This window comes from Sphingobacterium athyrii (assembly GCF_003071065.1).
Classification (GTDB): domain Bacteria; phylum Bacteroidota; class Bacteroidia; order Sphingobacteriales; family Sphingobacteriaceae; genus Sphingobacterium; species Sphingobacterium athyrii.
In genome coordinates, this window is sequence record NZ_QCXX01000005.1 from 387,248 (window position 1) to 413,566 (window position 26,319).

The 26,319-nt window shown below is 41.6% G+C and carries 24 protein-coding genes and 2 tRNA genes; 14 read left to right on the forward strand and 12 right to left on the reverse strand.

The features are described 5' to 3' along the window. The first annotated feature begins 1 nt into the window (after window position 1). Window positions 2–802, forward strand: coding sequence for a phosphatidate cytidylyltransferase (locus tag DCO56_RS19560; protein WP_108635433.1), 801 nt, complete (start codon window positions 2–4; stop codon window positions 800–802). 7 nt (window positions 803–809) lie between these two features. Then, on the forward strand, window positions 810–1,481 hold the full coding sequence (locus DCO56_RS19565) for a DUF2461 domain-containing protein (protein ID WP_108635434.1): 672 nt from the start codon (window positions 810–812) through the stop codon (window positions 1,479–1,481). A gap of 1 nt (window position 1,482) precedes the next feature. On the opposite strand, the gene DCO56_RS19570 is transcribed toward DCO56_RS19565, so the two are convergent. Then, window positions 1,483–2,679: an anhydro-N-acetylmuramic acid kinase gene (locus DCO56_RS19570; protein ID WP_108635435.1), complete on the reverse strand. Its 1,197-nt coding sequence runs from the start codon at window positions 2,677–2,679 to the stop codon at window positions 1,483–1,485. Window positions 2,680–2,779: 100 nt separating this feature from the next. Here DCO56_RS19570 and gcvH point away from each other — a divergent pair, with 100 nt between their 5' ends. Beyond that, the gene (gcvH, locus tag DCO56_RS19575; RefSeq protein ID WP_104384777.1) at window positions 2,780–3,160 is read left to right on the forward strand and encodes a glycine cleavage system protein GcvH; all 381 of its coding nucleotides are present in this window, start codon (window positions 2,780–2,782) and stop codon (window positions 3,158–3,160) included. 149 nt (window positions 3,161–3,309) lie between these two features. Here gcvH and DCO56_RS19580 read toward each other — a convergent pair whose 3' ends face one another. The 4 genes from DCO56_RS19580 to mqnB form a co-directional block, all read right to left on the reverse strand. Further along, a complete protein-coding gene (locus tag DCO56_RS19580; RefSeq protein WP_108634802.1) occupies window positions 3,310–4,845 on the reverse strand; it encodes an IS1182 family transposase in 1,536 nt (511 codons plus the stop codon). Between the two features lie 116 nt (window positions 4,846–4,961). Beyond that, window positions 4,962–5,717 (reverse strand): DUF6263 family protein, encoded by a 756-nt coding sequence (locus DCO56_RS19585; protein ID WP_108635436.1) that lies wholly within the window; start codon window positions 5,715–5,717, stop codon window positions 4,962–4,964. A gap of 103 nt (window positions 5,718–5,820) precedes the next feature. Next, window positions 5,821–6,807, reverse strand: a complete 987-nt coding sequence (locus DCO56_RS19590; protein ID WP_108635437.1) for a pyruvate dehydrogenase complex E1 component subunit beta — start codon at window positions 6,805–6,807, stop codon at window positions 5,821–5,823. A gap of 123 nt (window positions 6,808–6,930) precedes the next feature. Next, the gene (gene mqnB / locus DCO56_RS19595; RefSeq protein WP_108635438.1) at window positions 6,931–7,572 is read right to left on the reverse strand and encodes a futalosine hydrolase; all 642 of its coding nucleotides are present in this window, start codon (window positions 7,570–7,572) and stop codon (window positions 6,931–6,933) included. Between the two features lie 173 nt (window positions 7,573–7,745). On the opposite strand from mqnB, the gene DCO56_RS19600 reads away from it, so the two are divergent. The 8 genes from DCO56_RS19600 to DCO56_RS19635 all read left to right on the forward strand — a co-directional run bounded on the left by DCO56_RS19600 (window position 7,746) and on the right by DCO56_RS19635 (window position 13,843). Next, window positions 7,746–8,159: a 6-pyruvoyl trahydropterin synthase family protein gene (locus DCO56_RS19600; protein ID WP_108635439.1), complete on the forward strand. Its 414-nt coding sequence runs from the start codon at window positions 7,746–7,748 to the stop codon at window positions 8,157–8,159. Between the two features lie 28 nt (window positions 8,160–8,187). Then, a complete protein-coding gene (gene folE / locus DCO56_RS19605; protein WP_108635440.1) occupies window positions 8,188–8,817 on the forward strand; it encodes a GTP cyclohydrolase I FolE in 630 nt (209 codons plus the stop codon). A 241-nt stretch (window positions 8,818–9,058) separates the two neighbouring features. Next, a complete protein-coding gene (locus DCO56_RS19610; protein ID WP_108635505.1) occupies window positions 9,059–9,694 on the forward strand; it encodes an O-methyltransferase in 636 nt (211 codons plus the stop codon). Between the two features lie 22 nt (window positions 9,695–9,716). Continuing rightward, entirely contained in the window at window positions 9,717–10,238 is a 522-nt protein-coding gene (locus tag DCO56_RS19615) for a glucosaminidase domain-containing protein (RefSeq protein ID WP_108635441.1), read from the forward strand. 15 nt (window positions 10,239–10,253) lie between these two features. Further along, window positions 10,254–11,087, forward strand: coding sequence for a glucosaminidase domain-containing protein (locus tag DCO56_RS19620; RefSeq protein WP_108635442.1), 834 nt, complete (start codon window positions 10,254–10,256; stop codon window positions 11,085–11,087). A gap of 61 nt (window positions 11,088–11,148) precedes the next feature. Then, window positions 11,149–11,910 carry a hypothetical protein gene (locus DCO56_RS19625; protein ID WP_108635443.1) on the forward strand — a complete coding sequence of 254 codons (762 nt, stop codon included), beginning with the start codon at window positions 11,149–11,151 and terminating at the stop codon, window positions 11,908–11,910. 23 nt (window positions 11,911–11,933) lie between these two features. Next, the gene (locus tag DCO56_RS19630) at window positions 11,934–12,971 is read left to right on the forward strand and encodes a DUF3078 domain-containing protein (RefSeq protein WP_108635444.1); all 1,038 of its coding nucleotides are present in this window, start codon (window positions 11,934–11,936) and stop codon (window positions 12,969–12,971) included. Beyond that, window positions 12,971–13,843 (forward strand): N-acetylmuramoyl-L-alanine amidase, encoded by an 873-nt coding sequence (locus DCO56_RS19635; RefSeq protein ID WP_108635445.1) that lies wholly within the window; start codon window positions 12,971–12,973, stop codon window positions 13,841–13,843. Before DCO56_RS19630 ends, DCO56_RS19635 begins: the two co-directional genes overlap by 1 nt. Before the next feature lie 212 nt (window positions 13,844–14,055). On the opposite strand, the gene DCO56_RS19640 is transcribed toward DCO56_RS19635, so the two are convergent. The 6 genes from DCO56_RS19640 to DCO56_RS19665 all read right to left on the reverse strand — a co-directional run bounded on the left by DCO56_RS19640 (window position 14,056) and on the right by DCO56_RS19665 (window position 20,200). After that, on the reverse strand, window positions 14,056–15,771 hold the full coding sequence (locus tag DCO56_RS19640) for a sodium:solute symporter family protein (RefSeq protein WP_108635446.1): 1,716 nt from the start codon (window positions 15,769–15,771) through the stop codon (window positions 14,056–14,058). A 96-nt stretch (window positions 15,772–15,867) separates the two neighbouring features. Next, the gene (locus DCO56_RS19645) at window positions 15,868–16,077 is read right to left on the reverse strand and encodes a hypothetical protein (protein ID WP_108635447.1); all 210 of its coding nucleotides are present in this window, start codon (window positions 16,075–16,077) and stop codon (window positions 15,868–15,870) included. 9 nt (window positions 16,078–16,086) lie between these two features. Next, a complete protein-coding gene (locus DCO56_RS19650; protein ID WP_108635506.1) occupies window positions 16,087–18,540 on the reverse strand; it encodes a PIG-L family deacetylase in 2,454 nt (817 codons plus the stop codon). A gap of 392 nt (window positions 18,541–18,932) precedes the next feature. Continuing rightward, window positions 18,933–19,187, reverse strand: coding sequence for a DUF6952 family protein (locus DCO56_RS19655; protein ID WP_108635448.1), 255 nt, complete (start codon window positions 19,185–19,187; stop codon window positions 18,933–18,935). After that, window positions 19,168–19,482, reverse strand: a complete 315-nt coding sequence (locus DCO56_RS19660; RefSeq protein ID WP_108635449.1) for a thioredoxin family protein — start codon at window positions 19,480–19,482, stop codon at window positions 19,168–19,170. The genes DCO56_RS19655 and DCO56_RS19660 overlap by 20 nt, the downstream gene beginning before the upstream one ends. 85 nt (window positions 19,483–19,567) lie before the next feature. Next, window positions 19,568–20,200 (reverse strand): peroxiredoxin, encoded by a 633-nt coding sequence (locus tag DCO56_RS19665; protein ID WP_104384792.1) that lies wholly within the window; start codon window positions 20,198–20,200, stop codon window positions 19,568–19,570. A gap of 287 nt (window positions 20,201–20,487) precedes the next feature. Here DCO56_RS19665 and DCO56_RS19670 point away from each other — a divergent pair. Next, a tRNA-Tyr gene (locus tag DCO56_RS19670) sits at window positions 20,488–20,568 on the forward strand. 372 nt (window positions 20,569–20,940) lie between these two features. Beyond that, window positions 20,941–21,012: transfer RNA gene (locus DCO56_RS19675), tRNA-Arg, on the forward strand. 335 nt (window positions 21,013–21,347) lie between these two features. Here DCO56_RS19675 and DCO56_RS19680 read toward each other — a convergent pair. Continuing rightward, window positions 21,348–22,538: an MFS transporter gene (locus DCO56_RS19680; protein ID WP_241254888.1), complete on the reverse strand. Its 1,191-nt coding sequence runs from the start codon at window positions 22,536–22,538 to the stop codon at window positions 21,348–21,350. 500 nt (window positions 22,539–23,038) lie between these two features. Between DCO56_RS19680 and DCO56_RS19685 the strand changes: the two genes are divergently transcribed. Continuing rightward, window positions 23,039–26,242 carry a S41 family peptidase gene (locus DCO56_RS19685; protein ID WP_108635451.1) on the forward strand — a complete coding sequence of 1,068 codons (3,204 nt, stop codon included), beginning with the start codon at window positions 23,039–23,041 and terminating at the stop codon, window positions 26,240–26,242. Window positions 26,243–26,319 lie beyond the last annotated feature (77 nt).

Genomic DNA, 26,319 nt, shown 5'->3' on the forward strand with positions numbered 1-26,319 from the left:
GATGAAGACAAGAGCGATAACCGGTGCTATTTTTGTAGTTGTCATGGTGGCATCCACTTTATTCGGGCCATACCTATACAGTATCTTTTTTACGCTGTTAAGTGCATGGTGTCTGTATGAGTTTTATGGTATCGTGTCGTCCGAAGAGCGTGCGCCCAATAAGGCCTTGGGGATCATTTTGGCCATTACAGGATTTGCTATAGGATCTATGGTGGCTATGGATCTTTTGGAACCTAAATTTCTTTGGCTCATTACGCCATTGATCGGTTTAACCTATATTATTTCACTTTTTCAAAAGCGAAGTTTTCCCTTTAATGATATCGCCTATACTTTTTTGGGTATCTGCTATGTCACATTTCCCTTCTTTCTTTTTGCAAAGCTGGGTTTTATCAATGGCGTTTATAACCATTATATTCCCCTTGGTTTTTTAATATTGCTCTGGACCAATGATACCGGAGCATATCTTGCCGGCCGGAGCTTTGGTAAACATAAACTTTTTGAGCGTATCTCTCCAAAGAAGACCTGGGAAGGTTTTTTTGGCGGCTTCATTTTGGCTATTGTAGTCGCTATAAATCTGGAGAAATATTTTGGAAGTCTGCCCTTATGGCAATGGATCACTGTTGCCATGATCATCAGTATTGTTGGAACATTGGGAGATCTGGTTGAATCAATGTTAAAAAGGAGCTTACACGTCAAGGATTCGGGTAGTATCTTACCGGGGCACGGTGGCTTCCTGGACCGTTTTGACGGTTTATTATTGGCTGCGCCCATGGTCTACGTTTTCTTAATTTTAATCAGTTAACAGCATTATGAGTCACATTCAAAAATCTACCTTTGATTTTTTGACAGAATTAAAGGAAAATAATTCAAGGGAATGGTTTGCGGAGAACCGCGAGAAATATGAGTCTGCATTAGCGGATGTCCGGAGTTTTCTAACCGATTTAATAGCTGCGCTGAGTGAATTTGACCCCAAAATAAATACCTCCATTCAAGCCAACAAATGTCTGTTCCGTATCTATAGAGATACGCGTTTTTCAAATGATAAAACCCCTTATAAGACTTGGTTTGGGGCTGGGATATCTGTTGACGGAAGGAAGTTGCACGGTCCTGAATACTATATTCATATCGGTGCTGAAAATTCATTTATTGCCTGTGGTTACTGGCGGCCGGAGAAACCTCATCTGGAAGCGATAAGACAGGAAATTGACTATAATGGTGAGCATTTGGCAAAAATTCTCAACGGAGCCTTGAATGATGGAAAAATAACGCTTTTCAAAGAAGATCTGCTTAAGCGTGCTCCTGCCGGTTATGGTGAAGACAATCCCCATATTGATTTTATCAAGCTAAAAAGCTTTGTTCTGGATCAGCCCCTGACCATTAAAGACCTGTCAAACAAAAATGCGCTGGATAATATTATCGCCTCTTATAAAAAGATGTTACCGTTCAAGGAGTTTTTACAAGAGGCGATAGAAAGTGAGTAGTTTACTCTGGCAGGCTAATTTTGCCCATACAAACCGCCGGAGAGTTTTTAATGTGTTCAACATTAGATCTTGTTCCAGCGAGGGTTTCATTCGCCAATAAAGCAAAGAGAACAGCCTCCTTGGCATCTGGGTCAATCCCCAGGTTGGCGAAACTTTCTACTTTGCAGTCGGGCAGATTGGCTTTGATACTGTCAAAAAGCAAAGGATTATGTAATCCTCCGCCACTGATATATACCGAGACGTTCGGTAATCCTGCTGCTTGCCGGCGTATGCCGTTGATCATGGCCTGAGCCGAAAAGCGATTGAGTGTAGCCATGACATCCTCATGCGGAAGCGCTACTGTATCTGAACGTTTTTGAGCCTCTTTTAGGTAAGTTAGGTTGAACAGTTCCGGTCCTGTAGTTTTGGGAAACGGCAAGGCTAAGAATTCTTCGGCCAAGAGCTGTTCCAACAAGTCCTTATTGACACTTCCTTTTTTTGCGATCGTGGCGTTTTGATCCATCTCTAGGTCAAAATGCGCTTTCATATACTGGTTCATCATGGTATTTCCCGGGCCCAGATCCGTTGCATAAGCCTCCAGTTGACTTTGATGACTTGGTATGAAGGTAAAATTAGAAATGCCGCCTATATTTAGCAAGAACCTGTTTTCAGTAGGGTGAGAAAAAAGCAGGTAGTCGCCATAGGCTGCCAATGGCGCGCCCTCTCCTCCGGCAGCGATGTGTTTCTGCCTAAAATCTGAGAGCGTAATTATGTCCGTATGTATGGCGATATGATCTCCATCACCGATCTGTAATGTACTGTTAGGCCAATTAAGGTCTTTTGTCAGCGATTGCGGTGCATGGTAGACCGTTTGTCCATGACTGGCGATACAGTCGATTTCAGCAGCTGAAATGTTCCAGCTTTTGAGTGCTTGATTAATCAAATTCGCATGGGTGATACCTATGTATGCATTAAGGCCCGAAAATAGCTGCTGGTCGATGGTTCTTTTTGCGAATATTTCACGGACTTTGGTTCTAAAAATATCCTCGTAGTCCATTGTGATAAACTTTTCCAAACTGATTTTGGTCGTATTTCCGGCATTTTCAATACGGCATAATGCGATATCAAGGCCGTCTAATGAGGTTCCGGACATCAGACCAATAATAAAGCGCTCTTTTTTTAGGCCGATCTGATAAAGTTTTTCGATTTGAGGATTCATAGCTTAAAAATAAACACAAAAATGATATTCATTATAACATTTTTGACAATTGAAGATATTTTGTAACTTCACGGCATTAAAAATCAAAAAATTAGATACAATGAATTTTCCAGCAGAATTGAAATACACCAAAGATCACGAATGGATTCGTGTTGAAGGTGATGAAGCAGTTGTAGGGATTACCGATTTCGCTCAACGTGAATTGGGTGACATCGTTTTTGTTGACATTAATACTGTAGGTGAAGAAGTTGCCGCAAATGAAGTTTTCGGTACAATCGAAGCTGTAAAAACGGTTTCTGATCTGTTTTTACCTGTAGCAGCTACAATTTTATCGGTTAATGATGCAATTGATGCTTCTCCTGAATTGGTGAATTCTGATCCTTATGGTGAAGGCTGGATTGTTCGTATTAAATTGAATAATGCAGCTGATGTAGATGCATTATTATCTGCGGATCAATACAAAGAAGAAATCAACGCTTAATATCGGTGTAATTAAAAAAGAGGCTGTCTCAAATTTATTTGGGACAGTTTTTTTGTTTAAAAAGTCTATGAGATAGATCTGTGTGTTGTTTGTTGGTTATTTTGGAAAAAGACTCATATGAAAGAGAAAAATGAACAAAAAGTAGCTTTTTAGGCCGCTTTTTTTCTTAGATTTTGCGCTATTGCCAATAATCCCCATTCTATGGACACTTTTTCTTTACCCCGGAGCATAAATCTTCGGAACCCATGGTTCTGTTTAATGTTTGCAAAGACAGGTTCGACATCATGGCACCTCTGTTTTCGTTTGGCTACACCTACATCGCTGTTGAGCAATTCGTATGCCCTGTCCCTGTACATCTCAAGTTGCTTATTCACCCCGATGATCCTATTTCCCTGTGATTTGTGACAGGCGCCATTCAACGGGCAGTTTGTGCAGTTTTTTGCCTGATACTTTTTGATTTCCTGCCGGAAGCCTGCGGAGGTCTTTTGGTTAAATGTACCTATACAATGCATTTCCTGTCCCATTGGACAGATATAGCAATCCTGTGAAGGATTATAATGTAATTTATCTGCAGAAAATGGTTTCTTATCCCGACAGCTCTTTTTCTGCCCTTTGTCAAACATACCATATTTCACATAGCCCTCAATATTTTTTGCTGCCAGTAATGCATAGTTTTCTTCACTGCCATAACCGGCATCCGCGGTAAGGGTTCCCGGTGTTTTTCCAAAGCTGTCCTCATGTTGTTGCAAATGACCGGATAATGTTCTGGTATCTGTGGGATTGGAATGTATGGTATAATTGACAATGTATTGATTGGACGTGGATATCTGGATATTATATCCTGGTCTGAGCTGGCCATTTTTCATATGATCCTCTTTCATCCGCATAAAGGTGGCATCGGGATCTGTTTTGCTATAACTGTTTCTGTCTCCCAGGGTAGCTTCCTGCTCTTCATATTGTGCGATCTTCTCCGGATAGTTTTTGGTTACATAACGCAACTTTGCTTTCATCTTCTTATTTACCGAAGCTTTGTCGGATAAGACCCTGTTCAGCTTATCGACCGTAGCCCGGACTTTTTCGCTGTCAATTGTCGTCAGATCGGGAGGATCCGGAAGGTTGTCCTCCGACTTGGCGATACTTTGGGCGTAGTCCCATATATCTTTTAAAGCAGCTTTCATCTTTTCCTTATTGGTATGGATAGCTTTTTTCCAAACGAAAGTGTATCTGTTTGCATTAGCCTCTATCTTGGTGCCATCGGTGTAGACATCTTCTATGCTTAACAACCCTTCTTCGGCCAGGAGCTTAACAACTTCTTCAAATACACTGCGAAGTGCTTCCTTTAAGCGGACACCACGAAATCTGTTGATAGTATTATGATCGGGGTAGCTCATGCCGCTCAGCCACATGAAGTTGATGTTCTCCCGGCAGGCTGTTTCCAGTTTCCGACTGCTGTAGACATTGCTTACATAGCCAAACACCAGAACCTTCAACAGCATTTGCGGATGATAACTGGAACAGCCTTTTATCTTGTAGGCATCCAAAAGACCCTGTATGTTGATACGGTTGATCACATCGTTAACAATACGTACCGGATGTCCTTTGGAGACCAATTCGTCCAAAGTTGGAGGAATTGCCATAATCTGGTCCTGATAGTAAGGCTTAAAAGTAGGTCTTTGAGATGACATATATCTTTTTTTACACTTTAAATATATGAAAATCAGTTAATTGAACCAAATTAAACATAATGAAATAATATAAAAAAGAGGCTGTCTCAAAAAGACAGCCTCTTTTTTATTGCCATCTACTGGCATTTTATGACCGTCTTGATCTTTGCCTCCGGCATATCGACATCACTTGTCATCTCTGTTATTTTAGTCAGACAGCTCTTTTTATCCAATACATAAAATCCCTGAATACTACCCACCTGCTTTGCGTCCGATCCAAACATTTTTCCTTCCACATTTACTTTATATCCCTGCTCATTCACTTCGGCGAGTGTCATTTTGTTTTCGATTAGTAAGCCTGATTCTTCCGACTCGGTTTTTGAACTCCATGATTCGCCAACAGCAATGGCCTGTTCAGGTAATACGGTGCTGATATTTTCAAACATACTTCGATCGAAAGGCAGATTGACACCTTCAGGCAATTGTATATCCGAAGATTTCCCCAATTGATCTATTGAAAAGCCTATTTTACTATCCACTAGCTTGCCTACAGTAGCATGCATCTGTTTTGAAAATTCATTGGCTTCGGGATTTTTGGAATCATAGGTCATTTCCATGGCTTCTCCGCTCATTTTCATGTTGATGCCTGTGTAGACAAGCTCAAATAGAAAGGAGTTGTCTTTCTTGGCTGTGTTTGTAATATCAAACCCCATCGTCAAATCGGTCACAATCTTCTGTTCCCCGGTTTCGATGTCCATTGCCATAATCACATTTTGCGCTATTTTCTTGCCCTCGTCCGGATTTACCCGTAGGGTGTATTTTTTTTGTGCGGATACAGATAGGGCTATAAACGCAAATAGAGCAGTCAAAGCCATTGTTTTTAGTGTTTTCATCTATTGGATTTTAGTGTTATTGAATAACAGGACAAATAAATATATAAAAAAACCCTTTTACATCAGTAAAAGGGTTTTTTATTTGCTTCGAAAAGTAACTGAATTACTTTTTGATATAAGATACTTCTTTCACGGCTTTGACCACTTTTTCTACACTAGGTAAAGCAGCTTCGATTAAGGTTGGCGCATAAGGAAGAGGTACGTCAGCACAGTTCACACGGATAACAGGAGCATCCAAATAATCAAACGCATTGCGTTGCACATTAAATGCCAAATCCGTAGAGATTGATGCCAAAGGCCAAGCTTCTTCTACGATAACCAGACGGTTTGTTTTCTTAACAGATTCGATAAGTGTAGGGTAATCAATTGGGCGCACAGAACGCAAATCGATCAATTCTACACTGATGCCTTCTTTTTTCAATTCTTCAACAGCAGGGATTACAACACGAGGAAGCATTTTACCGAAAGAAACAACAGTAACATCAGTACCTTCCTGGATGATATTTGCTTTTCCGATTTCGAGGTAGTACTCTTCTTCAGGAACTTGGCCTTTATCGCCGTACATGACCTCAGATTCCATAAAAATAACCGGATCTGGATCAATAATTGAAGATTTCAATAAACCTTTAGCTTCGTAAGGATTTGAAGGAACAACCACTTTCAATCCTGGTGTATTTGCAAACCAGTTTTCAAAGTTTTGAGAGTGTTGTGCTGCTAGCTGACCTGCATTTCCTGTCGGGCCACGGAAGACTATAGGGATAGAAAATTGTCCACCGCTCATGGAGTGGATTTTTGCAGCAGCATTGATAACTTGGTCAATCGCAACAAGTGAAAAGTTAAATGTCATGAACTCAACGATCGGTTTTAGACCGTTCATTGCCGCACCAACAGCGATACCAGCAAAACCAAGTTCAGCAATAGGTGTATCAATGATACGTTTTGCACCGAATTCATCGAGCATACCTTGGCTTACTTTATAAGCACCGTTATACTCAGCAACTTCTTCACCTAATAAAAATATTTTGTCGTCTTTACGCATTTCTTCGTTCATCGCTTCACGAAGTGCTTCTCTGAATTGTATTTCTCTCATCAGTTGTAAAATAGTGTCAATTTTTAGATTACAAATCTACTATTTAAAATTGATATTTTGAAGATTTGACCAGCCTAATTGTATAGTTTTATGTCATTTTTTAATAAGTAAATGACTTTTGTATTAAATTTTGGAAAATAAGTCCGACAAGAAATCCAATGTTTGGATAAGTGCCTTATTACTATTCATTATTGCCAGCGGAATGTTCCACGTGGCACGGTTTCTTTTTTCCACATAATTGGAGATGCCCCGAAGCTCGATCACTGGAAGATCCATTTTATCCGCTGCAAAGAAAACTGCAGCGCCTTCCATGCTCTCGATACAGCTTTCGGGGTGGAACTGTTGAAGTTTTGCAATTGTATCTGCATTCCCGTGTACCTTATTTACTGTGATGCCTTGCTCCTGGGGTAAAAACGGAAGCACTATATTTTCACCATGAAGCAAAGACGATTGAAATTTGGATTTTCCGTAACCCAATTGTTCGATCGGAATAAATTGTTGGTCATCCTCCGCCCCCAATTCGACCAACGATTCTGAGATGACCTGTACAACCGTGCCTATTTTCAGGTTGCGGTCCAAGCAGCCCGCAATACCTATATTTATAAGGAGGTCATATTTATTCTCGTGCAGCACCCTTCCTAATTCAAATGCTGTTGCCACCATTCCTACACCTGTGATTATTGTGTCGCAGTCGGGATAATTTGCGGCAACCTCCAGAAAAGGCTGAATTTCGAACTGCGTGGCGGAAACGATTAATATTTTCATGATGAACTTCTTTTTATAGTATGCGAAAATTACGAATTATCGAGCAGGTCTCGGGTACTTTGATATAAAAATCAGCGGAGGATCTTTCTCCGTTAATTATATTACCCTATTCTGACGGCATTACTAAAATAGAAATGTTAAAATTGGCCTTAAAGCCGTATCTTTGTATTATTATGATATTTATAACTCGTCGTGAACGTTTTTGTGCAGCACATAAGCTGTATCGTGAAGATTGGAGCAATGAACAAAACGAACAGGTGTTTGGGCTTTGTTCTAATCCAAATTGGCATGGGCACAATTATGACCTTTTTGTCACGGTCAAGGGGGAAGTAAATCCCGAAACTGGTTTTTTGATCGATTTAAAGATCATGAAAGAAATTATCAACCGCAACATTATTGACAAAGTGGATCATCGTAATTTCAATTTGGATGTTGATTTTATGAAAGACGTCATGGCTTCTACAGAAAATATCGCTATTGAGATATTCAAAATCCTCAAACCGCTTTTTGAGGAAGAAGGAGTTGCATTGCATAGTGTACGTTTGCATGAAACCGAAAATAACTACGTCGAATATTTTGGCGATTAATCTTTAATACATTTAAATAGTAGAAACTATGAGTCAACACTCATTTGACAGCGAAGAGTTGGATGGATATATTAAGATCGACAAATACAATACTGAAAAAGTAGATCGCATCGCTTCTCATTATACAGATATATTGGAATGTTTGGGCGAAGATCCCAAGCGTGAAGGTCTGGTAAAGACTCCTGAGCGTGTCGCTAAAGCCCTGCAATTTTTAACGCATGGATATGATATTGATGCTGCAGAAGTGCTTAGAGGAGCCATGTTTGAGGAAGATTATAGCCAGATGGTGGTTGTAAAGGATATTGAAGTGTACTCCTTGTGTGAGCATCATATGTTACCATTCTTTGGCAAGGCACACATTGCCTATATTCCAAACGGTCATATTGTAGGCTTGAGTAAAATTCCTCGTGTCGTGGACATCTTTGCCCGTCGTCTGCAGGTACAGGAACGTCTTACCAATGAGATCAGAGATTGTATTCAGGAAACCTTGGGCGCCCGTGGAGTCGCTGTGGTGATGGAGTGCAAACACATGTGTATGGCTATGCGTGGGGTACAAAAACAGAACTCCGTTACGACGACTTCCGCATTTACAGGCGCATTTCAAAATGACGTAACACGCTCCGAATTTTTACGCCTGATCACAGCCGATCTTGCTTAGTATTTTTATCGCTAAATAATAAAAATAAGCCCTCGCGAAGCACGCCTTCACGAGGGCTTATTTTTTGATGAAATCGGGAAAGAAATACAAAAATCAAAAAATGGGGATAGTGCGTTTTTGGGCTTTTAAGGCTAGTCGCTAAAAAATCTCTTTACAAACCGATAATTATATCGTGCTGTTTATCAGGTTTTTATAAAAAAATATTTTTATCATAAAAATGTTTTTTGGTACCTTTGTGGTTATGGAAATTGTTGCCAACGATTTAGAGTCCTATTTGGAACATACTACAGACGAAGAAAATTCGTTACTGAAAAGGGTAAATCGGGAGACATATTTGAAGGAAACAATGCCCCATATGTTATCTGGTCATTACCAGGGAAGAGTTCTTTCTTTATTGAGTAAATTGGTTGCTCCAAAACGTATTTTGGAGATCGGAACTTTTACGGGATATGCAACATTATGTCTCGCGGAGGGTCTTCAACAGGATGGGATATTACATACCATTGATATCAATGAAGAGCAACAGGAAAGAGTCCAAGGGTATTTTGATGGGTCTGAATTCGCAGATAAGATCCGATATCATATTGGTGACGCAGCAGAGATTATACCCACATTGAACGAAACATTCGATCTGGTATTTATTGACGCTGATAAAAAGAGAAATTTATATTATTTCGAAACGATAATAAATCAAGTTCCGTCTGGGGGACTTATTTTGATTGACAACGTCTTATGGAAAGGTAAGGTGTTGGATTCAAAACCAGACAACCAAACAAAGCAGATCATTGATTTGAATGCACGTTTAGCTCAGGACAAGCGCGTAGAAAAGGTAATACTACCGATTCGAGACGGACTTTTTGCGTTGCGCAAGAAGTAATTTGTGAACTAAAACATTCTTCATGAATTTAAAACAATTAAAAAGCTTTGTACTGTTACTGGCTTTAGCAACTTTTGGGATTTCAAAAGTTTCAGCTCAAAGTGCGGCATATGTCGATAAGTACAGTCCAATAGCAAAAGAAATGATGGAGGAACATGGCGTTCCGGCATCGGTTATCCTAGCCATCGCTATGCATGAAAGCGGAAATGGGCGTAGCAGGATAGCAAAGAATTTGAATAACCATTTTGGTGTCAAAGGAAGAAACAATAGTACCGTTATTCGGTCAGCTTACAAAGGTTATCGGTCTGTATTGGACTCATATGATGACTTTGTAGGAATAGTAAAAAGAAAAAAGACTACTCAAAGCCTTTTTGAAAAACATCCGGGAGAAAAATATGAAGCTTGGGTAAAGGCAATTGCTCGTTCGGGGTATTCTACAAGTAGAGACTGGACAGCGAAGGTACTTAAGACGATTAAACTATATCATCTTGATGTATTTGATAATGATTCCAAGCAAAATAAATTCTCGTCTACAAAAAAATAAGCACGAAAGTATTGCATGAAGAAGTTTTTTTATGGCATGATTGTATTCATGATGTTGATTACATCATGTTCAAGCCGGAGAGGCACATTATCATCTGCTAAATCCGGCTCCAATTCAAAAACTTCTTCATCTTCTTCTTCAGGTCGGCCTTCCATGGCAGGGAATGACTACATTGCTCATTATAAAGATATCGCAATTGCAGAAATGAACAAATATGGTATTCCGGCCAGTATCAAACTTGCGCAGGCCCTGTTGGAGTCTGGTAATGGTAACAGCTACCTGGCGCGTGAAGCAAATAATCATTTCGGTATTAAGTGCGGTGGTGTATGGAAAGGTAAATCCGTGACCCGCCCCGACGATAATATCAACGACTGCTTCCGTGTATACGATAATCCCGAGCAATCGTTTAAGGATCATTCCGAATTCCTGCTACGTCCCCGTTATTCAGGTTTGTTCAAGTTGGACAAAAATGACTACAAAGGCTGGGCCAAAGGGCTTAAAGCTGCGGGATATGCAACCAATCCCCGTTACCCGGATTTATTGATAGAAATGATCGAGCGATATCATCTTGATCAGTACGACCGGGGAGAGACGCCGAAGGAGAAGGTGGTACGTGAAGAGACCGTGCAAGAGGAAATCGTGCAACAGGTTCAGGAGGCCCCTCCTGCTGTGGTCAAGACCGAAGAAATCAAAAGCCCCGTGGCTATGCGTATTCACGAGGTAAAAGCACAGGATACCCTTTATTCGCTGAGCAAACGCTATAATGTCTCTGTCGAACAGATCAAATCACTAAATGACTTAACAGATGAAGCATTGTCCTTAGGACAGCTATTGGTTATATCTAAATAGTTACGCTTTAAAAGATGTTAAATATTTCAGTTTTGTATGGCGATATAGTAGTTTTACGAAAGTGAAGCTATTACGATATATTTTTTTATTTTCGGCCATCCTCGGCTGTATCCCGCTACTTTTTTGTCAGGAAAAAAGAGTTGAAGGTATCGTATTTGACAAAAACACCAAACAACGTATCGGAAATGTGAAGCTCGCCAATCTCCGCACAGGCGAAGTAATCTATAATAATATTAAAGGCGAATTTGACTTTTCTGCCCGGATAGGTGATCAGGTTGTCGCTATGAGCAAAGGCTATTTTTCAGACACCCTTTCCGTTGACAATAAAGGTTTGTTGCTGTTTCATTTATTGCGTGAATCAATCTACATTGATGAGGTTCAGGTGTCCGCACGAAAGAGCCCCGAAGAAATTCTGAGGAAAGCAAAAGAAGATTATGAGAAAGCCTACCGCCTGGCGGGGTATGGAGATGTCTTTTCCGTCGGTCCTACCGGAGCAGGACTGAGTATAAACTCCATTTATAGTTTATTTAGCAAAGAGGCTAAAAGAGCGCGTAGGCTAACTAAAACCATAGAAAACGATTATAAGGAGAATGTGATTGATTATAAATTTACGAAGGAACTCATCAGTAAAGTTACAGGACTCAGTTTTGAGGAAGCCGAAAAATTTAGACGAATATTTAGACCGTCCTATTTTTTCATTCTGGCGGCGAGTGATTACGAAGTAACAAATTACATCAAAGACTGCTATTCACGTTACCGATTGAACCCTTCGCAATATTTTATAGAGCCTTTTCCAACAATTAATTATAAATTAGTACCGTAAACAAAAAAATAGACGTTTTCAGAATGAAATTATTCAATTTTGTGGGCATGGCTATGCTTTGCCTTTCTTTTACGAGCATAAGGGCACAGGATCTGAAGGATCTTAGAGCAAAACCAGATACCATAATTTCTGTACAAAAAGAGCAACCTTTAAATATCAAAACCATTCGTCCGGTGGTACCCAAGCTCAATCTTGAAGTAGATTACTGGAAGCATTGGACCAAGTTTGGTATCAATTTAAACCAGGCATCCTTTAATGATAACTGGAAAGGTGGTGGTGTCGGTTCCATCGCTGTTGGCCTCAACGCCAATCATAAATCAGACTATACGCGGGACAACTTTAATTTTGTGACCGAGGTAGACCTTCGTTACGGTAAGATCAAGAATACGAATAATATCGCTAAAAAGAACAATGACCGGATATTTTGGGATAACAAGTTATCCTATAAATTGTCGGCAAACTGGGCTTTGTTTACATCGGTTACCTTTGAATCGCAATTTGATGCGGGTTATAAGTATAAAACCGTGAATGGCAAAGACACTATAGATTACATTGAAAATGCCTTTATGGCGCCCGCCTATCTAACGGAATCATTCGGTCTTGAATATAAGCCGAGCAATGAGTTTTCGTTACGTTTTGGTACAGGTACCGCGCGGCAGACCTTTATTTTGGATGAGCGAGTAAAACCTCGTTCCGGAGAAGGTTTTTTTCAGAAGTACGGTTATTATAGAGACCCTAACAACCCTACGGTAGGAACAGGGGAACGATTTGGTGTCAAAGAAGACCGTTCTTTTGCGAATGCGCTCGCTTTCCAGCTTACGGGCAACCTGGATAAGAACTTTACGGATAAATTGAATGTGAAGGCACGTTACAATCTCTTCGCGGACTATGAGAAGATTTCGGATCCGACCCATCGTCTGGATGTTACCGTAACAGCAAAAGTGACCCGGGTAATCAACGTCAATCTAAACGGCATTATGATCTATGATCCGGATGTTATTTCAAGAGTTCAGTTGAGCCAGTCGTTGGCCATGGGAATTGTATATAGTTTACCAAAATAATGTTTAGACCAGTGTCAATTGGGATCATACTTGCTGTGTTGATGTCTTTGGCGAGCTGTAAGTCCAAGGGACATGCCGCTGTGTCCAAACCGTTGGTCGCTTCTTTTGCCCCGGCAGTTGTCCTGGAGGAAAAAGTTGTTGAGGTCAAGCCCGATACAAATCAATTGACACCCCAGGAGAGAAAGGTAATCTTCCTGCAGAAAACCGGGGTTCACCCCGAATGGCGTCAAGCAGAAGCTATTCACTATGATGTTCGCAAGCCAAACTTTGTGATTATCCACCATACGGCACAAGATAGCGTCGCTCAGACCATCAAGACATTCCAGGTTCCACGGACCAAGGTGAGTTCACATTATGTGATCGGCCGCAACGGTGAGATTATCCAGATGCTGAATGACTATGTCCGCTCGTGGCATGCCGGTGTTGCAAAGTGGGGATCCATTGTGGACATGAATTCCTGCTCTATCGGAATAGAATTGGACAATAATGGCAGGGAGCCTTTTCCAGATGCCCAGATCAATTCGCTGATGACGGTGTTGGATACTTTAAAATCACGCTATCTGATCCCTGACAATAACTTTATCGGTCATGCAGATATCGCTCCCTCGCGCAAGAATGACCCCAGTGTATTCTTCCCCTGGAAGAAGCTTGCGGAAAGAGGATTTGGTATCTGGTATGATGAAGGCCAACTAATTAGCCCTCCTGATAATTTTAATGCCAGTGATGCGCTTAAAATCATCGGGTATGATACCTCTAACCTAAAGGCAGCGATCGTCGCATTTAAGCGGAAATTTATCGTGCGGGACACAACACCCGAGCTGACGGTGTATGATAAGAGCGTACTTTACAATATTTATAAAAAATACCAATAGGCTTTCTAAAAGCGAATCATGATCCATGCTATCAAATAAGAGGTTGGTATCTCGGTTTATTACATGAAAAGTCCGGATTCATTGCGAATCCGGACTTTTCATATACTATTCGCGGGCCGATTAAAATACGCGCTTTAAATAAAATGCTGATTCGTAATCAGGGTCTTTGTTTACGGGCCGTTTACCGCTACCCTATTTTTTATGGATTGTTGCTATGGATTACTGCTCCTATTTGATGCCGTGGTATCATTTCTGAGCGAAAGCTGTATAAAATACGCGATTATCATTACCGCCACACAGCCGATGAGATTCAGCCATAGAAAAGGGATTTTATCGAGATACCAGATGCCAATAACCATGATCTCAGAGAGGATCGCAGCGATAAAAACGGCTTTCCCCTGAATTTTTTTTAGATAGAAAGCGACGATAAATATTCCGAGTATCGTGCCGTAGAATAAAGACCCTAGAATATTTACCGCTTCCAAAAGATTGCCCAGTCTGTTTGCATAAAGCGCGATAACGACGGTAAAAATTCCCCAGATCAAGGTAAATATACGTGACCAGAAGAGATCCTGCCTTTCGGTTGCGTTGCGGTTTATAAAACGTTTGTAGATATCTATGGTTGTGGTTGAAGCCAGGGAATTAATTGCACTGGCCGTAGAGCCCATGGATGCCAGGAAAATAACGGCGATCAGTAAACCGATCAGGCCTTTCGGAAATGCTTTGGTTACAAACGAAAGGAATACATAGTTATTATCGTTTGTTTCGGCTGCCGGATTGTTCTTCTTGATCAGTGTCAGTGTACTGTCTTTCACTTGCTGCATCTGTGCATTCAGTTGATGCAATGCCGAGCGTGAGGCCTCGATGCCCCCCTGATCTTCCTGATCTAGCGCAGTACTGAGGCCATTGACGAGAGATTCACGCTGTTGGAATAGCTGCGTATGTTTTTGTTCAAGCTCTTGATAGGACGCCGCATATTGACTTTCTTTCAACTTCTGTACTTCGACCTGGTTAAAGAAAATCGGTGGTTGATGGTATTGATAGTAGGTAAATACCAGGACACCGATCAGTAGGATGGCAAATTGCATGGGGACTTTCAAAAGTCCGTTCATAATTAGTCCCATTCTACTCTCTTTTATGGATGAACCGGTGAGATAACGGCCTACTTGGCTCTGGTCGGTTCCGAAATAAGAAAGCTGCAGAAAAAAACCTCCGATCAGCCCCGTCCACAGCGTATAGTTGTTATTCAGGTCAAAAGTGAAGTCCAGTGCATTGGTTTTACCCGATTTACCGGCGATATGAAGCGCTTTAGAAAGACCGATATCTGCCGGGAGCAAATGGATGACGAGCATACCTGCGATAAGCAATGATCCAAAGATAATGCTCATCTGGAGCAACTGTGTATGGGATACAGCTTTTGTCCCTCCATAGGTGGTGTAGATAACCACAAAGCTTCCGATGATCAGGGTCGTTAGTGTCAGGTCGATATGAAGGATAGTGGAAATGATCAGCGACGGTGCAAAGATGGTGATGCCAGTGGAGATACCCCGTTGGATCAAAAATAGCAATGCGGTAAGCCCACGGGTTTTGACATCGAAGCGTTTCTCCAGGAATTCATAAGCCGTGAAGACTTTAAGTCTGTGAAATATCGGGATAAAAGTGATACAGAGTACAATCATGGCCAGCGGAAGACCAAAATAGAACTGTACAAAACTCATTCCCGAAGAGTAAGCCAATCCGGGAGCGGAAAGAAAAGTAATGGCACTCGCCTGAGTGGCCATTACCGAAAGCCCTACATGGTACCAGGGCAAAGAACGATTGCCCAAAAGATAACCATCAATATTTTTTATACCTCTACTTTTATAGATGCCATAAGCGACAATCGACAGAAGTGTTAGTAATAAAACGGCCCAGTCTACTGTACTCATGAATAATGTTTCGTAAAAAAGTACAGAAAAAGGATAAATATAAATAGCCAGATAACGACCATCCAGTAGTAACGTTTCCAGCTATTCATCCTATTTTTATCTATCTGAGGGCTTTTGAGGATAGATAACACTGTTAAAAAAAGCAGCGATAATCAATCCGATAACCGCACCGCCGATGATACTTAAAAATGTTTCATTTGCAGTGAATCCAATTAATGCACCAAATATTACAGCGACCAAAAGGATGATTCCTTTTGCTTTTCCGGCATCTATCGTTGTGCAATTGTTGTCAATCTGATTTTCCATTGTGATATTCTATTTTGATTTTGATAACAAATTTACAAATAATCTGTAAGCTCCGGGAATTCCTGCGGGTAATTGTCTAAAAAAAGATAGTGATGTATAGACAAATTTTCCTTTCCCATAGTCTGCGATCAACAGAGCCCCTTTATGCAACGGTTCACCCGGATCTTGCATGGCGAGGGGTGTACGGTATCTTTTGTCGACATTTTCAGCGAAATACAAACCTCTTTCCTGCACCCAATTGTCAAAGTCGACTTTTGTAATTTTATTGGGATAATTGAAAATCGGATCTTTTTCGTCAAAATGAACGGCGGCAAGTTCATCGGTGACCCGGCTTCTCCCAAGGCTGAATGCATAGGGACCGAAATTTTTTGAAACCAGTCCGTTGCTCACGTTATATTGCTCAACGACAGTGCCTCCGGTATTGACATAGTCAAACAGCTTGTTCTGAATCTGTGCGATATCTTTATTGACATTGAAGATTCTGACACCCAAGATGATCGCGTCATAGCCCGATAGGTCACTTTTTAAAAGCTGTTCACTGGTCAGTATGTCCACTTTGATGCCAATCGCACTGAGCGATTCAGGAATAAGGTCTCCTGCACCATGGATGTAGGCTACTTTTTTAACCGTATTGATCAGGTTGATATTGCTCATTTTTATCGCAACATCAGGAAAGTAAACAATCTCTGGAATATGGTTATAACCAATTGTTTTTATCTCTTTTAGTCTATCCTTTTGATCAACTCGGAAAAGAAGTGTATCAATGGATGAAATAGCCGGATTCAAAGGGCTTATTGTGATTTCTTTTGATAGCCTGTTGACGTCTGGGGTAAACTGCAGTTCAAATGAAGCAGGATTTATTTCCCAGCCTTTTATTCCAATTGGCGTTATATGAAATGACTGTGCGGGTGTCTGTCCATTTTTTTGGAATGAAATATTTACTTTGACAGATTGGGCATTTTGGGTCAGAGCCAGTGGGCTCGAACTCTTTGCTGTGAGCTGTGGCAGAATGACGACCGGATTATAGATTTCGCCACGGACAGGGTCCGTATACTTATATTGTATATGTTGGTCAAATGTGACGGTGGTACCGTTGATCATTAATTCAAAGCGTACTTTTGGATGATTCGGGTTTTCGGGGTAACCGGTGAGATTGAAGTCCCTGACATTAAACTTCCCTTTGGCGTGCGGTTCATTCAGCCAATAGGGTTGTGTAGCGTTTGTCGCACGTACCGAAATAGTATCCTTTAAAAGAAGGTTGCTGACCAGATTTTTATGGATCTCTTTGCCATTGAGCTTCACCAGTTGTACGGTAACATCCGGACGTCTCGCAATAATGGCGTTGTCGACATTGATCTGATCATCCAATGCATAATCCGGGTTTTTTGCGATACTTTCAAACCAGATCCCGCCGCAGGCAAGGATCAATTTTTCGACTTCTTTTTTCTTTTGATCCCGCCAGTAATCATCCTTGATCTGGTCGAGTGCTTTATAAAGCTGGAGCAGATCAGGTAAGGCCGATTCCGGTTTGTCGATCTGATAGTTTTGATTGATTTTTGCGATCAATGATTGTACCGTTCCGCTATTTGGTATTCGTTTCCAGGAAGTATCTATTGCTTCCAACGGAGAAGCTGTTGCGGGGGCACCGTCGACATATTCAAAATATTCAATGGAAGAGCCACGTTGGGCGGCAGATCCGAAGCCCTGGCTTTTGTGGGAAGAGCGGCTATGCGCGGCAATTTCACCGTATGAGGCACCTATCAGCGCATTGTAGTTACCGATGTCCACTTTGAGCTGGTCTTCACGCGTATTGTCCTGTCCGCCAAAGTTAAAGGTATTCCAGAGGAGGCGTTTCGCCTGCCAGGGTTTTACATATTGAAGCTGTTCCGGAAACTGCTTAGGGTCAGCAGCGGCTTTGAATGCTTCATGTGCCAGCATTGCGGAGGCCTGATGATGCCCATGGCCACCCCTGGCATCAGGTGGAAACCTCGTTATGATCAGGTCAGGTCTGAATTTGCGGATCAACCATACTGCTTCGGCGAGCACCCGTTGTTTGTCCCAAAAGTCAAATGTTTCCTCGGGTGTCTTTGAAAAGCCAAAATCGTAAGCTGAAGAGAAAAATTGTTCCCCTTTGTCGATCTTTCTCGCAGCAAGAAGCTCCTGCGTACGGATCAGTCCCAATTCAACGCCTTGTTCGGTGCCGATAAGATTCTGTCCCCCGTCACCACGGGTCAGGGATAAATAACCCGTTCTATATTTTTTCTCCTGGGCCAGCCAGGCGATCAGTCGGGTATTTTCGTCATCCGGATGTGCGGCAAAGTACAGAACGGAGCCTAAAACATTCAATTTTTCCAGGTTGAGCTTAATCTCGGCGGCATTCCACTGGGGATTTTGTGCTTGTACAGTTGACTTTGACAGCATGCTGGCCAATAGAACAATGACAGAAAGAAAGGGTTTTCGCATGCCTAAAGATAAAGATTTCATCCAAAACAGCATCGTTGCGCATTGTAATTTTAATGTATATTATTTGCTGTAAAGAAGGTGAAAATCAGGGAAAATAAGGGCGTTAGCTTAAGATTCGTCTAAAAATAAAAAACGGAAATTCCAACCAAGTTGAAATTTCCGTTTAACAATTAAAATATTTTTTCCTGAAACGAATTTTTAGAGAATAGTTATTTTGTCGCTTCGCTCCAAGTGGCAACCTTTAACATAGTAAATATATGTAGAAAATATTTAGTTCTGTCAGATTCCTTCAATTAGTTTTCCACATTGCTAAATTTTGTCAACAATTTAGCTTTTGGGCAACTAAAAATATGAAAAGAAAGTTTCACTTCAGTGTGTTTAGTCAAGCAAAATTATTTGTCAATTGCTCCTAGAACACGTTTCATGAACATATTTAAGGCGTCTTTTTTCGAATTGCCTTCTTTTATCAATTTATCAACCTCCACGGCACCGTATAGGTTAGAAATTAATTCACCGATCACGTCGAGTTCCTCATCTTTCAATGGAGCTTCTGTAAGAGCTTCCAATGTCTCGATGGTCTCCAGGATATAGTCTACATCATTTTGTTCGATGAATTCTGTAAGATGTTTAATTACTGGCAGCTTCATTGAATAATTCTACTAATGCGTCCAACTTATTTGTTTGTACTTGATTCACCAATTTACCGTTTTTAAATGCAGCAAATGTAGGCAGATTATTGACGTTTGCCAATTTGCGTGATTCAGGAAATTTCTCCGCATCAGCGATGATAAAAGGAACACTCTCGTTTTCACCGGACAATTTCTTGAATTTTGGTTTCATGATTTTGCAGTTACCACACCATGTAGCAGCATACTGAACCATCACAATATCGTTATTGTTTACAATTTCTTGTAAATTATCGTTTTCTAATTCTTGTAACATGATTTTATTATTAAGGTGATTGATGGAGAAATCAACAGGAGCCGGGATAAAGGCCCCTGTTGATAAGACCTGAGGTCCTTTATTGTTAGTGTTTAGCTAAATAATCAGCTACACCTTTTCTGTCTGCATTCATTGCATCTTTACCTTCTTCCCAGTTTGCAGGACATACTTCGCCAAATTTTTGTACGTGAGCGTAAGCGTCGATCAAGCGTAAATATTCTTTCACGTTACGGCCCAAAGGCATGTCGTTTACAGACTCGTGGAATACACGGCCAGTTTCGTCGATCAAATAAGTAGCTCTGTAAGTAACAGCAGATCCCTGTGCCAATGTACCGTACTCAGGATGCTCAACTTCTTGAACGTCCAGGATACCCAATACGCTAGATAAGTTGCGGTTAGTATCAGCTAAAATAGGATATTCAACACCTTCGATACCACCATTATCTTTTGCAGTGTTTAACCAAGCAAAGTGAACTTCGTTTGTGTCGCAAGAAGCACCGATTAAGACTGTATTGCGTTTTTCAAATTCAGCAGCAGCCTCTTGGAACGCATGTAATTCTGTAGGACATACAAAAGTGAAATCTTTTGGATACCAGAACAAAAGTACTTTTTTACCTTCTTTAACTGCTTTTTCGAAAATGTTGATCTGCAAATTGTCGCCTAAATAATCAATTGCATCTACTGTAATGCTTGGAAAACTTTTACCTGTGAAACTCATAATATATCTTTCTTTTTTTGTTGACACAAAGATAAGGCAACCCGGTTCAAAAAGCGAATTGATTTTACCAATACACTATCATCAAAATCTATTATGACTAGAATATAACAATAAGTTTTTATTATATTAATATAAGGTCTTTGAGAGGCGGCGGACCGAACAGGGATTTCTTGAAAAAATAAAACAATTCATACTGGGGTAGTTACAGATTAATGCGTCAAAATAGTTGCACAATTGATGTGCAAAAGCTACTTTTGCGACGTTCTATTTCAAAATAGCGCAATGCTGGAGGGGTTCCAGAGCGGTCAAATGGGACGGACTGTAAATCCGTTGCTTCGGCTTCGAAGGTTCGAATCCTTCTCCCTCCACATTTTTTTCCTTTATAAATTTCACTTTAAATTTTCCTGTCAAAATTGATGAGCATATTGGGCCAACGGCTTATATAACTCCATTGATGGGAGTCTACTGCTGTTGTCCTATAGAACATATTGTAAGGATATTAAGTACTGCCTTTAAAATTTGGTGAATCTATTAAGTCTATTAAGGTATAGCCGGAACTGCCATTGTATATCATTATCGGGTGTTATACCAGCGGTGCGGTGGCAGTTGAGGTTATTGTCGGGATTCCTCACCGAATTGCTTTTTGCTTCTGATCACGGAGTCCGGCAAAAAATATAGCATGGATTTTCAACTTGCTATTGACTTATTTATAAAATAAACCTAAGTTTGGCTTTTGAAACGGCCCCGTAGTTCAACGGATAGAATAGATGTTTCCTAAACATTTGATAGCAGTTCGATTCTGCTCGGGGCTACATAAGGAGAAGTGATGCCAGCAGTTTCGCTTTTCAATTGCAGGAGAAATACGATAAAAGTTATTTCTCCTGTTTTATTTTAATGGATAATCATCTTCGCTATTTGTATCGTTATTCCTCCCATCAGACAGTCGGTCTCCTGTCAGAATGTTTTCTTTCAGAAAAACTGTTGGTTTTCAAAATAAAATATTGGGGACAATCTTTCGTTCATGCTAAATATGGGCGTAGCAGACGAAAAACACCCTGATAATTGGTCGCCACAAGACACCAATAGAAGCAGCGAAGTTCAAAAATCAGCAAAAAAAAGAAGAATGTATTCCCAAATACCAGTTGGATTAGGTATTAGACGGCGTTTCTTTAAATAGAGATAGCCTTCCGACCATGCCAAACATGAGTAGGCCAAAGCAGGCGAAAACACCATAGGAATAGCGCAAACTAAATGCTTCTGCGATATAGCCGATCAGTGGCGGCCCCATTAAAAACCCGAGATAGCTAATGCTGGAAACCATGGCCAATGCCACGCCCGATGGTACATTTTTATTTTGACCGGCGATACTATAGATAGACGGTACATTACAGGCGACACCAATACCCACAAGCATAAAAGCAAGCGTGCATATAATAAACTGAGGAAAAATGACCGAGGTCATCATGCCTACGAACATCAGGAGTCCGCTATATTGTAAGGTTCTTTTACGTCCCAGCTTACGGATCACGGCGTCGCCCACAAAACGGCCCGTTGCCATCATGATCATAAAAGAAGCATAGCCTACAACAACGAGTTTTTCGGGTGCATGAACGATTTCCTTAAAGTATACCCCGCTCCAGTCAAACATGGCGCCCTCGGTTGCCATGCTGAAAAAACCGATGATGCCCAGTTGTAAAAGACTTCCCTCAGGTCTGGAAAAAAAGCTTCGCCGTTCTTTCTGTGGTGATTTTCCCGGAACCAGATAGCGTTGATTGATGAATGTATTGCCGATGACCAAGGCCAATATGATCAAAAAATGTGATAAGGTATCCAGGCCGAGGTTCATGGTGAGCAGCCCGACCAATGCGCCTGTAAATCCGGCGATGCTCCAAGCGCCGTGGAAAGAAGTCATAATTGACTTTTTATAGATCTGTTCGGTAGCTACCCCCTGGGTATTGACCGAGATATTGCACATATTTCCCGTTACGCCAAAAAGAAAGAGAATAGCTCCCAGTTGCCAGGCATTTTGAGCAAAGGCGATGGAGCATAAGACCAATGCATAAGCAATCGGTACGATACGCAGCACTTTGGCGCTCCCATATTTGGTGACCAATTTACCCGAAAGGGCCATTGTGACCAGCTGTCCTATGGGAAGCATCAATAAAATGGTTCCCAGCTGCCCTTCGCTCAGATGAAGACGCTCCTTGATGACCGGAATACGGCTTGCCCAGGAGGCGAAAGCAATACCCTGACAAAAAAAGAAAAGAGATACTGCAATCCGAATGCGATTGCGTTTATTATAAAGATCTTCCTCTGAGAGAGTTAGCATAGTGTCCATAGTTCCTGATTTGAGGGTGCAAAGTTACGGATAAGTATTTCATTTTACGACAGGATCAATAAAGAAATTTATTCACTCAGTCCCGAAGGAACATCATCGCTAAAGCTTGGCAAGAGTAGAACATGACAATAAAGACTGTTGAAAATTATATCTAAAGCAAGTGAAAATTATCTTCTTTAATTTTGCTTTATGGCAGCCAAGGTTGTGATAATTATCTTCTTTCATGCGCTTGTGTAAATTTTACTATGTTAAACGCTTTATTATTAGATTGATACATATTCTATAATCAAACCCGATCCTACCCTATGCTACTTGATCAAGTTGGCATAAGTTGAATTTACCAGCCTTTCTTTACTTTAAATATACGAAGTTGTTCAAACAAGACCTACTCATGTCAGGTTAAAATACAATCAAAATGTAAAATTCGCAATACGTCAATAGTTTTTCGATAACGTATCCTATTTTTGTTAAAGGCAAACAATTATTAGCCTCCTAGATAAATGATAAAAAAACTGCTTTTGAGTGCAGTTCTGGCCTACGGCGGAACTGCTTATGTCGTTGCGCAGCAACCGACATTTTTGTCTCATCCAACATTGACACCCGATGGGAAGGAGATGGTATTCAGCTATGAAGGAGATCTTTGGAAAGTAGCGAGCCAAGGAGGTGTTGCTGTCCGGCTTACGGGTATGGAGGGTAACGAAATCAACCCCCGAATCTCTCCGGACGGTAAATGGTTGGCATTCTCGGCCAATCAAAATGGGAATATGGATATTTATGTCATGCCTTTGGCTGGCGGAGATATCCGTCAGTTGACAGCACATGATGCCTCGGATGAGGTGGACAGCTGGAGCTGGGACAGTAAATCACTCTATTTCACTTCCTCTCGTTATAATCGTATGGGGGCTTATCAGGTGTCTCTGGACGGTGGAACGGCAACACGCCTATTTCCGCATTTTTTCAACTATATCAGTGGTGTCGTTCCTACACCTTCGGGGGAGCTCCTGTTTAACGATAGCTGGGAAGGATACAGTTCGGCAAACCGCAAACGCTATAAGGGAGCATTTAACCCAGATATCCGTTCCTATAATCCCAAAACAAAAGCCTTTCAGCAATATACAGACTATGTTGGAAAAGATCTTTGGCCAACAACAGATCAAAAAGGAAACATATACTGTGTTTCGGATGAAAACAACGGCGAATACAACCTGTATCAGCTCAGCGGCAAGGCCAAAACAGCGCTAACAAGCTTTACAGAATCCATTAAACGTCCTTTTGTATCAGCAAATGGCGATAAAATCGCATTTGAAAAGGGGTATCAGCTTTATATTTATGATGTCGCCGGAAAAAAAACGGTACAGCCCAATATCGCATTAAACCGCAATCAGGTACTTGGCAAGCTGAAGGAATTCAATATCTCGGGCAATATCAGTGATTTTGACGTTTCGCCCGACGGAAAAAAGATAGCCTTTGTATCCAGAGGCGAGCTGTTTGTTTCCGATAGTGAAGGTAAATTTGTGCGTCAAATGCCGGGCAAAGGGGAGCGTGTCATGGAAGTCAAATGGCTCAAGGACAGTAAAACCCTACTTTATAGTCAAACCTACCAGGGATATCAGAACTGGTTTTCCCGTACCGCAGATGGAAAAGGCGAGGTGAATCATCTGACCGAAGACCTTCGAAATAACCGCGATATTAGCTTTAACGCCGACCGAACGAAAGCGGTATACCTAAGCGGCCGCGATGAGGTACGAACATTGGATCTAGGGAGTCTAAAAAGCCAGACCGTGATTAAAGACGAAATCTGGGGCTTCCAGAATTCTTCGCCCTCATTTTCGCCCGACGGTAATTATCTGTTATTTACGGCAATGCGCAATTTTGAACAGGACATCTTTGTCCATAACCTCAAGAGCGGGCAAACGACCAACCTGACCAATACCGGTGTCTCCGAGACCAACCCCTATTGGTCTCCGGATGGGAAGTATATTTATTTTGCGAGCAACAGAACCAAGCCTTCATACCCTACGGGAATGCAAAACTCGAGCATCTTCCGTATGGCGCTGACCAATTTTGACCAACCGTATCGCAGTGCCAAGTTTGACGAATTATTTGCCCAGCCCGCAGTAAAAAAAGATTCGGTCGCAAATAAGCCGAAAGCGCCTAAAAAAGAAAACGACGCCAAGGATAAGAGTAACTCGAATGCAGATAAAAACAAGCCGGCAGCTCCCGGTTCAGAACCGAAGAAAACGGTCTTGGTACAGCTTGATCTTGAGGGCTTGCGGGATCGTATCGAACAGGTCAGTCCTGCATCCGGGACACAGTACAGCCCTTTGGTGATCCAAAAAGCAGACAAGACTTATGTGTTCTATTCGTCTGACCATGAGGGCAAATTCAGCGCTTACCGTACCGTATATGAGCCATTCACGGCTCCTAAAACTGAAAAGGTAATCGAAGGTGGCATGGGACGGGTACAGGAATCGGCAGACAAGTACTTTGTGCTGCACCGAGGTACCATACAGAAATACAGTCTGGAGGGAAACAAGCTCGATGCGATAACCATGAGCTTTAAATTCAACCGAGACCTGGAGAAAGAATTTAACCAGATGTTTTATGAGACCTGGGCCAATCTGGAAGAGAACTTTTATGACAGTAATTTTCATGGGGTAGACTGGACGGCAACCAAAAAGAAATACGAAAAATATCTGCCCGGAATCAATGACCGTAATGATCTGCGTATTCTCTTGAACGATATGTTGGGCGAGCTCAACTCATCACACTTGGGCTTTAGTTCCACGGGGGCTGAAGAACGTAAACCTTTTGGCTTCGTGACCAACGAGATCGGAGTGGAATATGATAGCGAAAACCCTTATAAGATCAGCCGCATTGTAGGCAATGGGCCGGCGGCAAAGAAAGAGGTGGATATTAAAGCGGGTGATGTGCTGGTCGCTGTCAATGGTGTTAAAATAAACACAACGGCAGATCGGGACAGTTATTTTACATGGCCATCAATGGAAGAGGAAGTGCAGCTGACGCTAAGCCGCAATGGCAAAGAGGTTCATACCAATGTGCGGCCGATTTCCAGTACAGTTTTTAGGGAATTGATTTACGATGAATGGATCAAGGATAACCGCAGCCGTGTAGACAGATTGAGTGACAATAAGATTGCTTATTCACATATGAAGAATATGTCGGGCGGAGAATTGCAGCGTTTTCTTATCGATATGGCTGAGCAGGAAAATAACAAGCAAGGAATTATTTTGGACTTACGTTATAATACCGGTGGAAATGTGCACGATGAAGTATTGCGTTTTCTGTCGCAGCGGCCTTACCTACAGTGGCAGTATCGTGGTGGAAAACGAGCGCCACAAAGTAATTTTGCGCCCGCTGCCAAGCCGATTGTGCTGTTGATCAATGAACAGTCTCTGAGTGACGCAGAGATGACCGCGGCCGGATTCAAAGCCTTGAAACTGGGTAAAATCATTGGTAATGAAACTTACCGCTGGATCATCTTTACCTCAGGTAAGGGACTGGTCGACGGGTCTTTCTACCGCTTACCTTCCTGGGGTTGCTATACGCTGGACGGTCAGGATCTGGAGCAGACAGGTGTTGCACCTGATATTTTTGTAAAAAATACAGTTCAGGACCGTATGGAAAATAAAGATCCGCAGCTGGAGCGGGCAGTGAAAGAAATCTTAGCCGATCTCAAGTAATATAGTAACAATTATAAATGACTGCAAGCTGGAGGGAATACCCCTCCAGCTATAGCAAGATTAATTCCCCGACGGCC

Excerpts from the sequence above, each read along its gene's own strand:
- DCO56_RS19660 (WP_108635449.1), bottom strand. The coding sequence starts at position 19,482 with ATGTTACAAGAATTAGAAAACGATAATTTACAAGAAATTGTAAACAAT.
- DCO56_RS19680 (WP_241254888.1), bottom strand. The coding sequence starts at position 22,538 with ATGGACACTATGCTAACTCTCTCAGAGGAAGATCTTTATAATAAACGC.
- DCO56_RS19585 (WP_108635436.1), bottom strand. The coding sequence starts at position 5,717 with ATGAAAACACTAAAAACAATGGCTTTGACTGCTCTATTTGCGTTTATA.
- DCO56_RS19580 (WP_108634802.1), bottom strand. The coding sequence starts at position 4,845 with ATGTCATCTCAAAGACCTACTTTTAAGCCTTACTATCAGGACCAGATT.
- DCO56_RS19565 (WP_108635434.1), top strand. The coding sequence starts at position 810 with ATGAGTCACATTCAAAAATCTACCTTTGATTTTTTGACAGAATTAAAG.
- DCO56_RS19570 (WP_108635435.1), bottom strand. The coding sequence starts at position 2,679 with ATGAATCCTCAAATCGAAAAACTTTATCAGATCGGCCTAAAAAAAGAG.
- DCO56_RS19645 (WP_108635447.1), bottom strand. The coding sequence starts at position 16,077 with ATGGAAAATCAGATTGACAACAATTGCACAACGATAGATGCCGGAAAA.
- DCO56_RS19620 (WP_108635442.1), top strand. The coding sequence starts at position 10,254 with ATGAAGAAGTTTTTTTATGGCATGATTGTATTCATGATGTTGATTACA.
- DCO56_RS19685 (WP_108635451.1), top strand. The coding sequence starts at position 23,039 with ATGATAAAAAAACTGCTTTTGAGTGCAGTTCTGGCCTACGGCGGAACT.
- mqnB (WP_108635438.1), bottom strand. The coding sequence starts at position 7,572 with ATGAAAATATTAATCGTTTCCGCCACGCAGTTCGAAATTCAGCCTTTT.
- DCO56_RS19600 (WP_108635439.1), top strand. The coding sequence starts at position 7,746 with ATGATATTTATAACTCGTCGTGAACGTTTTTGTGCAGCACATAAGCTG.
- folE (WP_108635440.1), top strand. The coding sequence starts at position 8,188 with ATGAGTCAACACTCATTTGACAGCGAAGAGTTGGATGGATATATTAAG.
- DCO56_RS19590 (WP_108635437.1), bottom strand. The coding sequence starts at position 6,807 with ATGAGAGAAATACAATTCAGAGAAGCACTTCGTGAAGCGATGAACGAA.
- DCO56_RS19635 (WP_108635445.1), top strand. The coding sequence starts at position 12,971 with ATGTTTAGACCAGTGTCAATTGGGATCATACTTGCTGTGTTGATGTCT.
- DCO56_RS19560 (WP_108635433.1), top strand. The coding sequence starts at position 2 with ATGAAGACAAGAGCGATAACCGGTGCTATTTTTGTAGTTGTCATGGTG.
- DCO56_RS19610 (WP_108635505.1), top strand. The coding sequence starts at position 9,059 with ATGGAAATTGTTGCCAACGATTTAGAGTCCTATTTGGAACATACTACA.
- gcvH (WP_104384777.1), top strand. The coding sequence starts at position 2,780 with ATGAATTTTCCAGCAGAATTGAAATACACCAAAGATCACGAATGGATT.
- DCO56_RS19615 (WP_108635441.1), top strand. The coding sequence starts at position 9,717 with ATGAATTTAAAACAATTAAAAAGCTTTGTACTGTTACTGGCTTTAGCA.
- DCO56_RS19665 (WP_104384792.1), bottom strand. The coding sequence starts at position 20,200 with ATGAGTTTCACAGGTAAAAGTTTTCCAAGCATTACAGTAGATGCAATT.
- DCO56_RS19630 (WP_108635444.1), top strand. The coding sequence starts at position 11,934 with ATGAAATTATTCAATTTTGTGGGCATGGCTATGCTTTGCCTTTCTTTT.
- DCO56_RS19655 (WP_108635448.1), bottom strand. The coding sequence starts at position 19,187 with ATGAAGCTGCCAGTAATTAAACATCTTACAGAATTCATCGAACAAAAT.
- DCO56_RS19640 (WP_108635446.1), bottom strand. The coding sequence starts at position 15,771 with ATGAGTACAGTAGACTGGGCCGTTTTATTACTAACACTTCTGTCGATT.
- DCO56_RS19650 (WP_108635506.1), bottom strand. The coding sequence starts at position 18,540 with ATGCGAAAACCCTTTCTTTCTGTCATTGTTCTATTGGCCAGCATGCTG.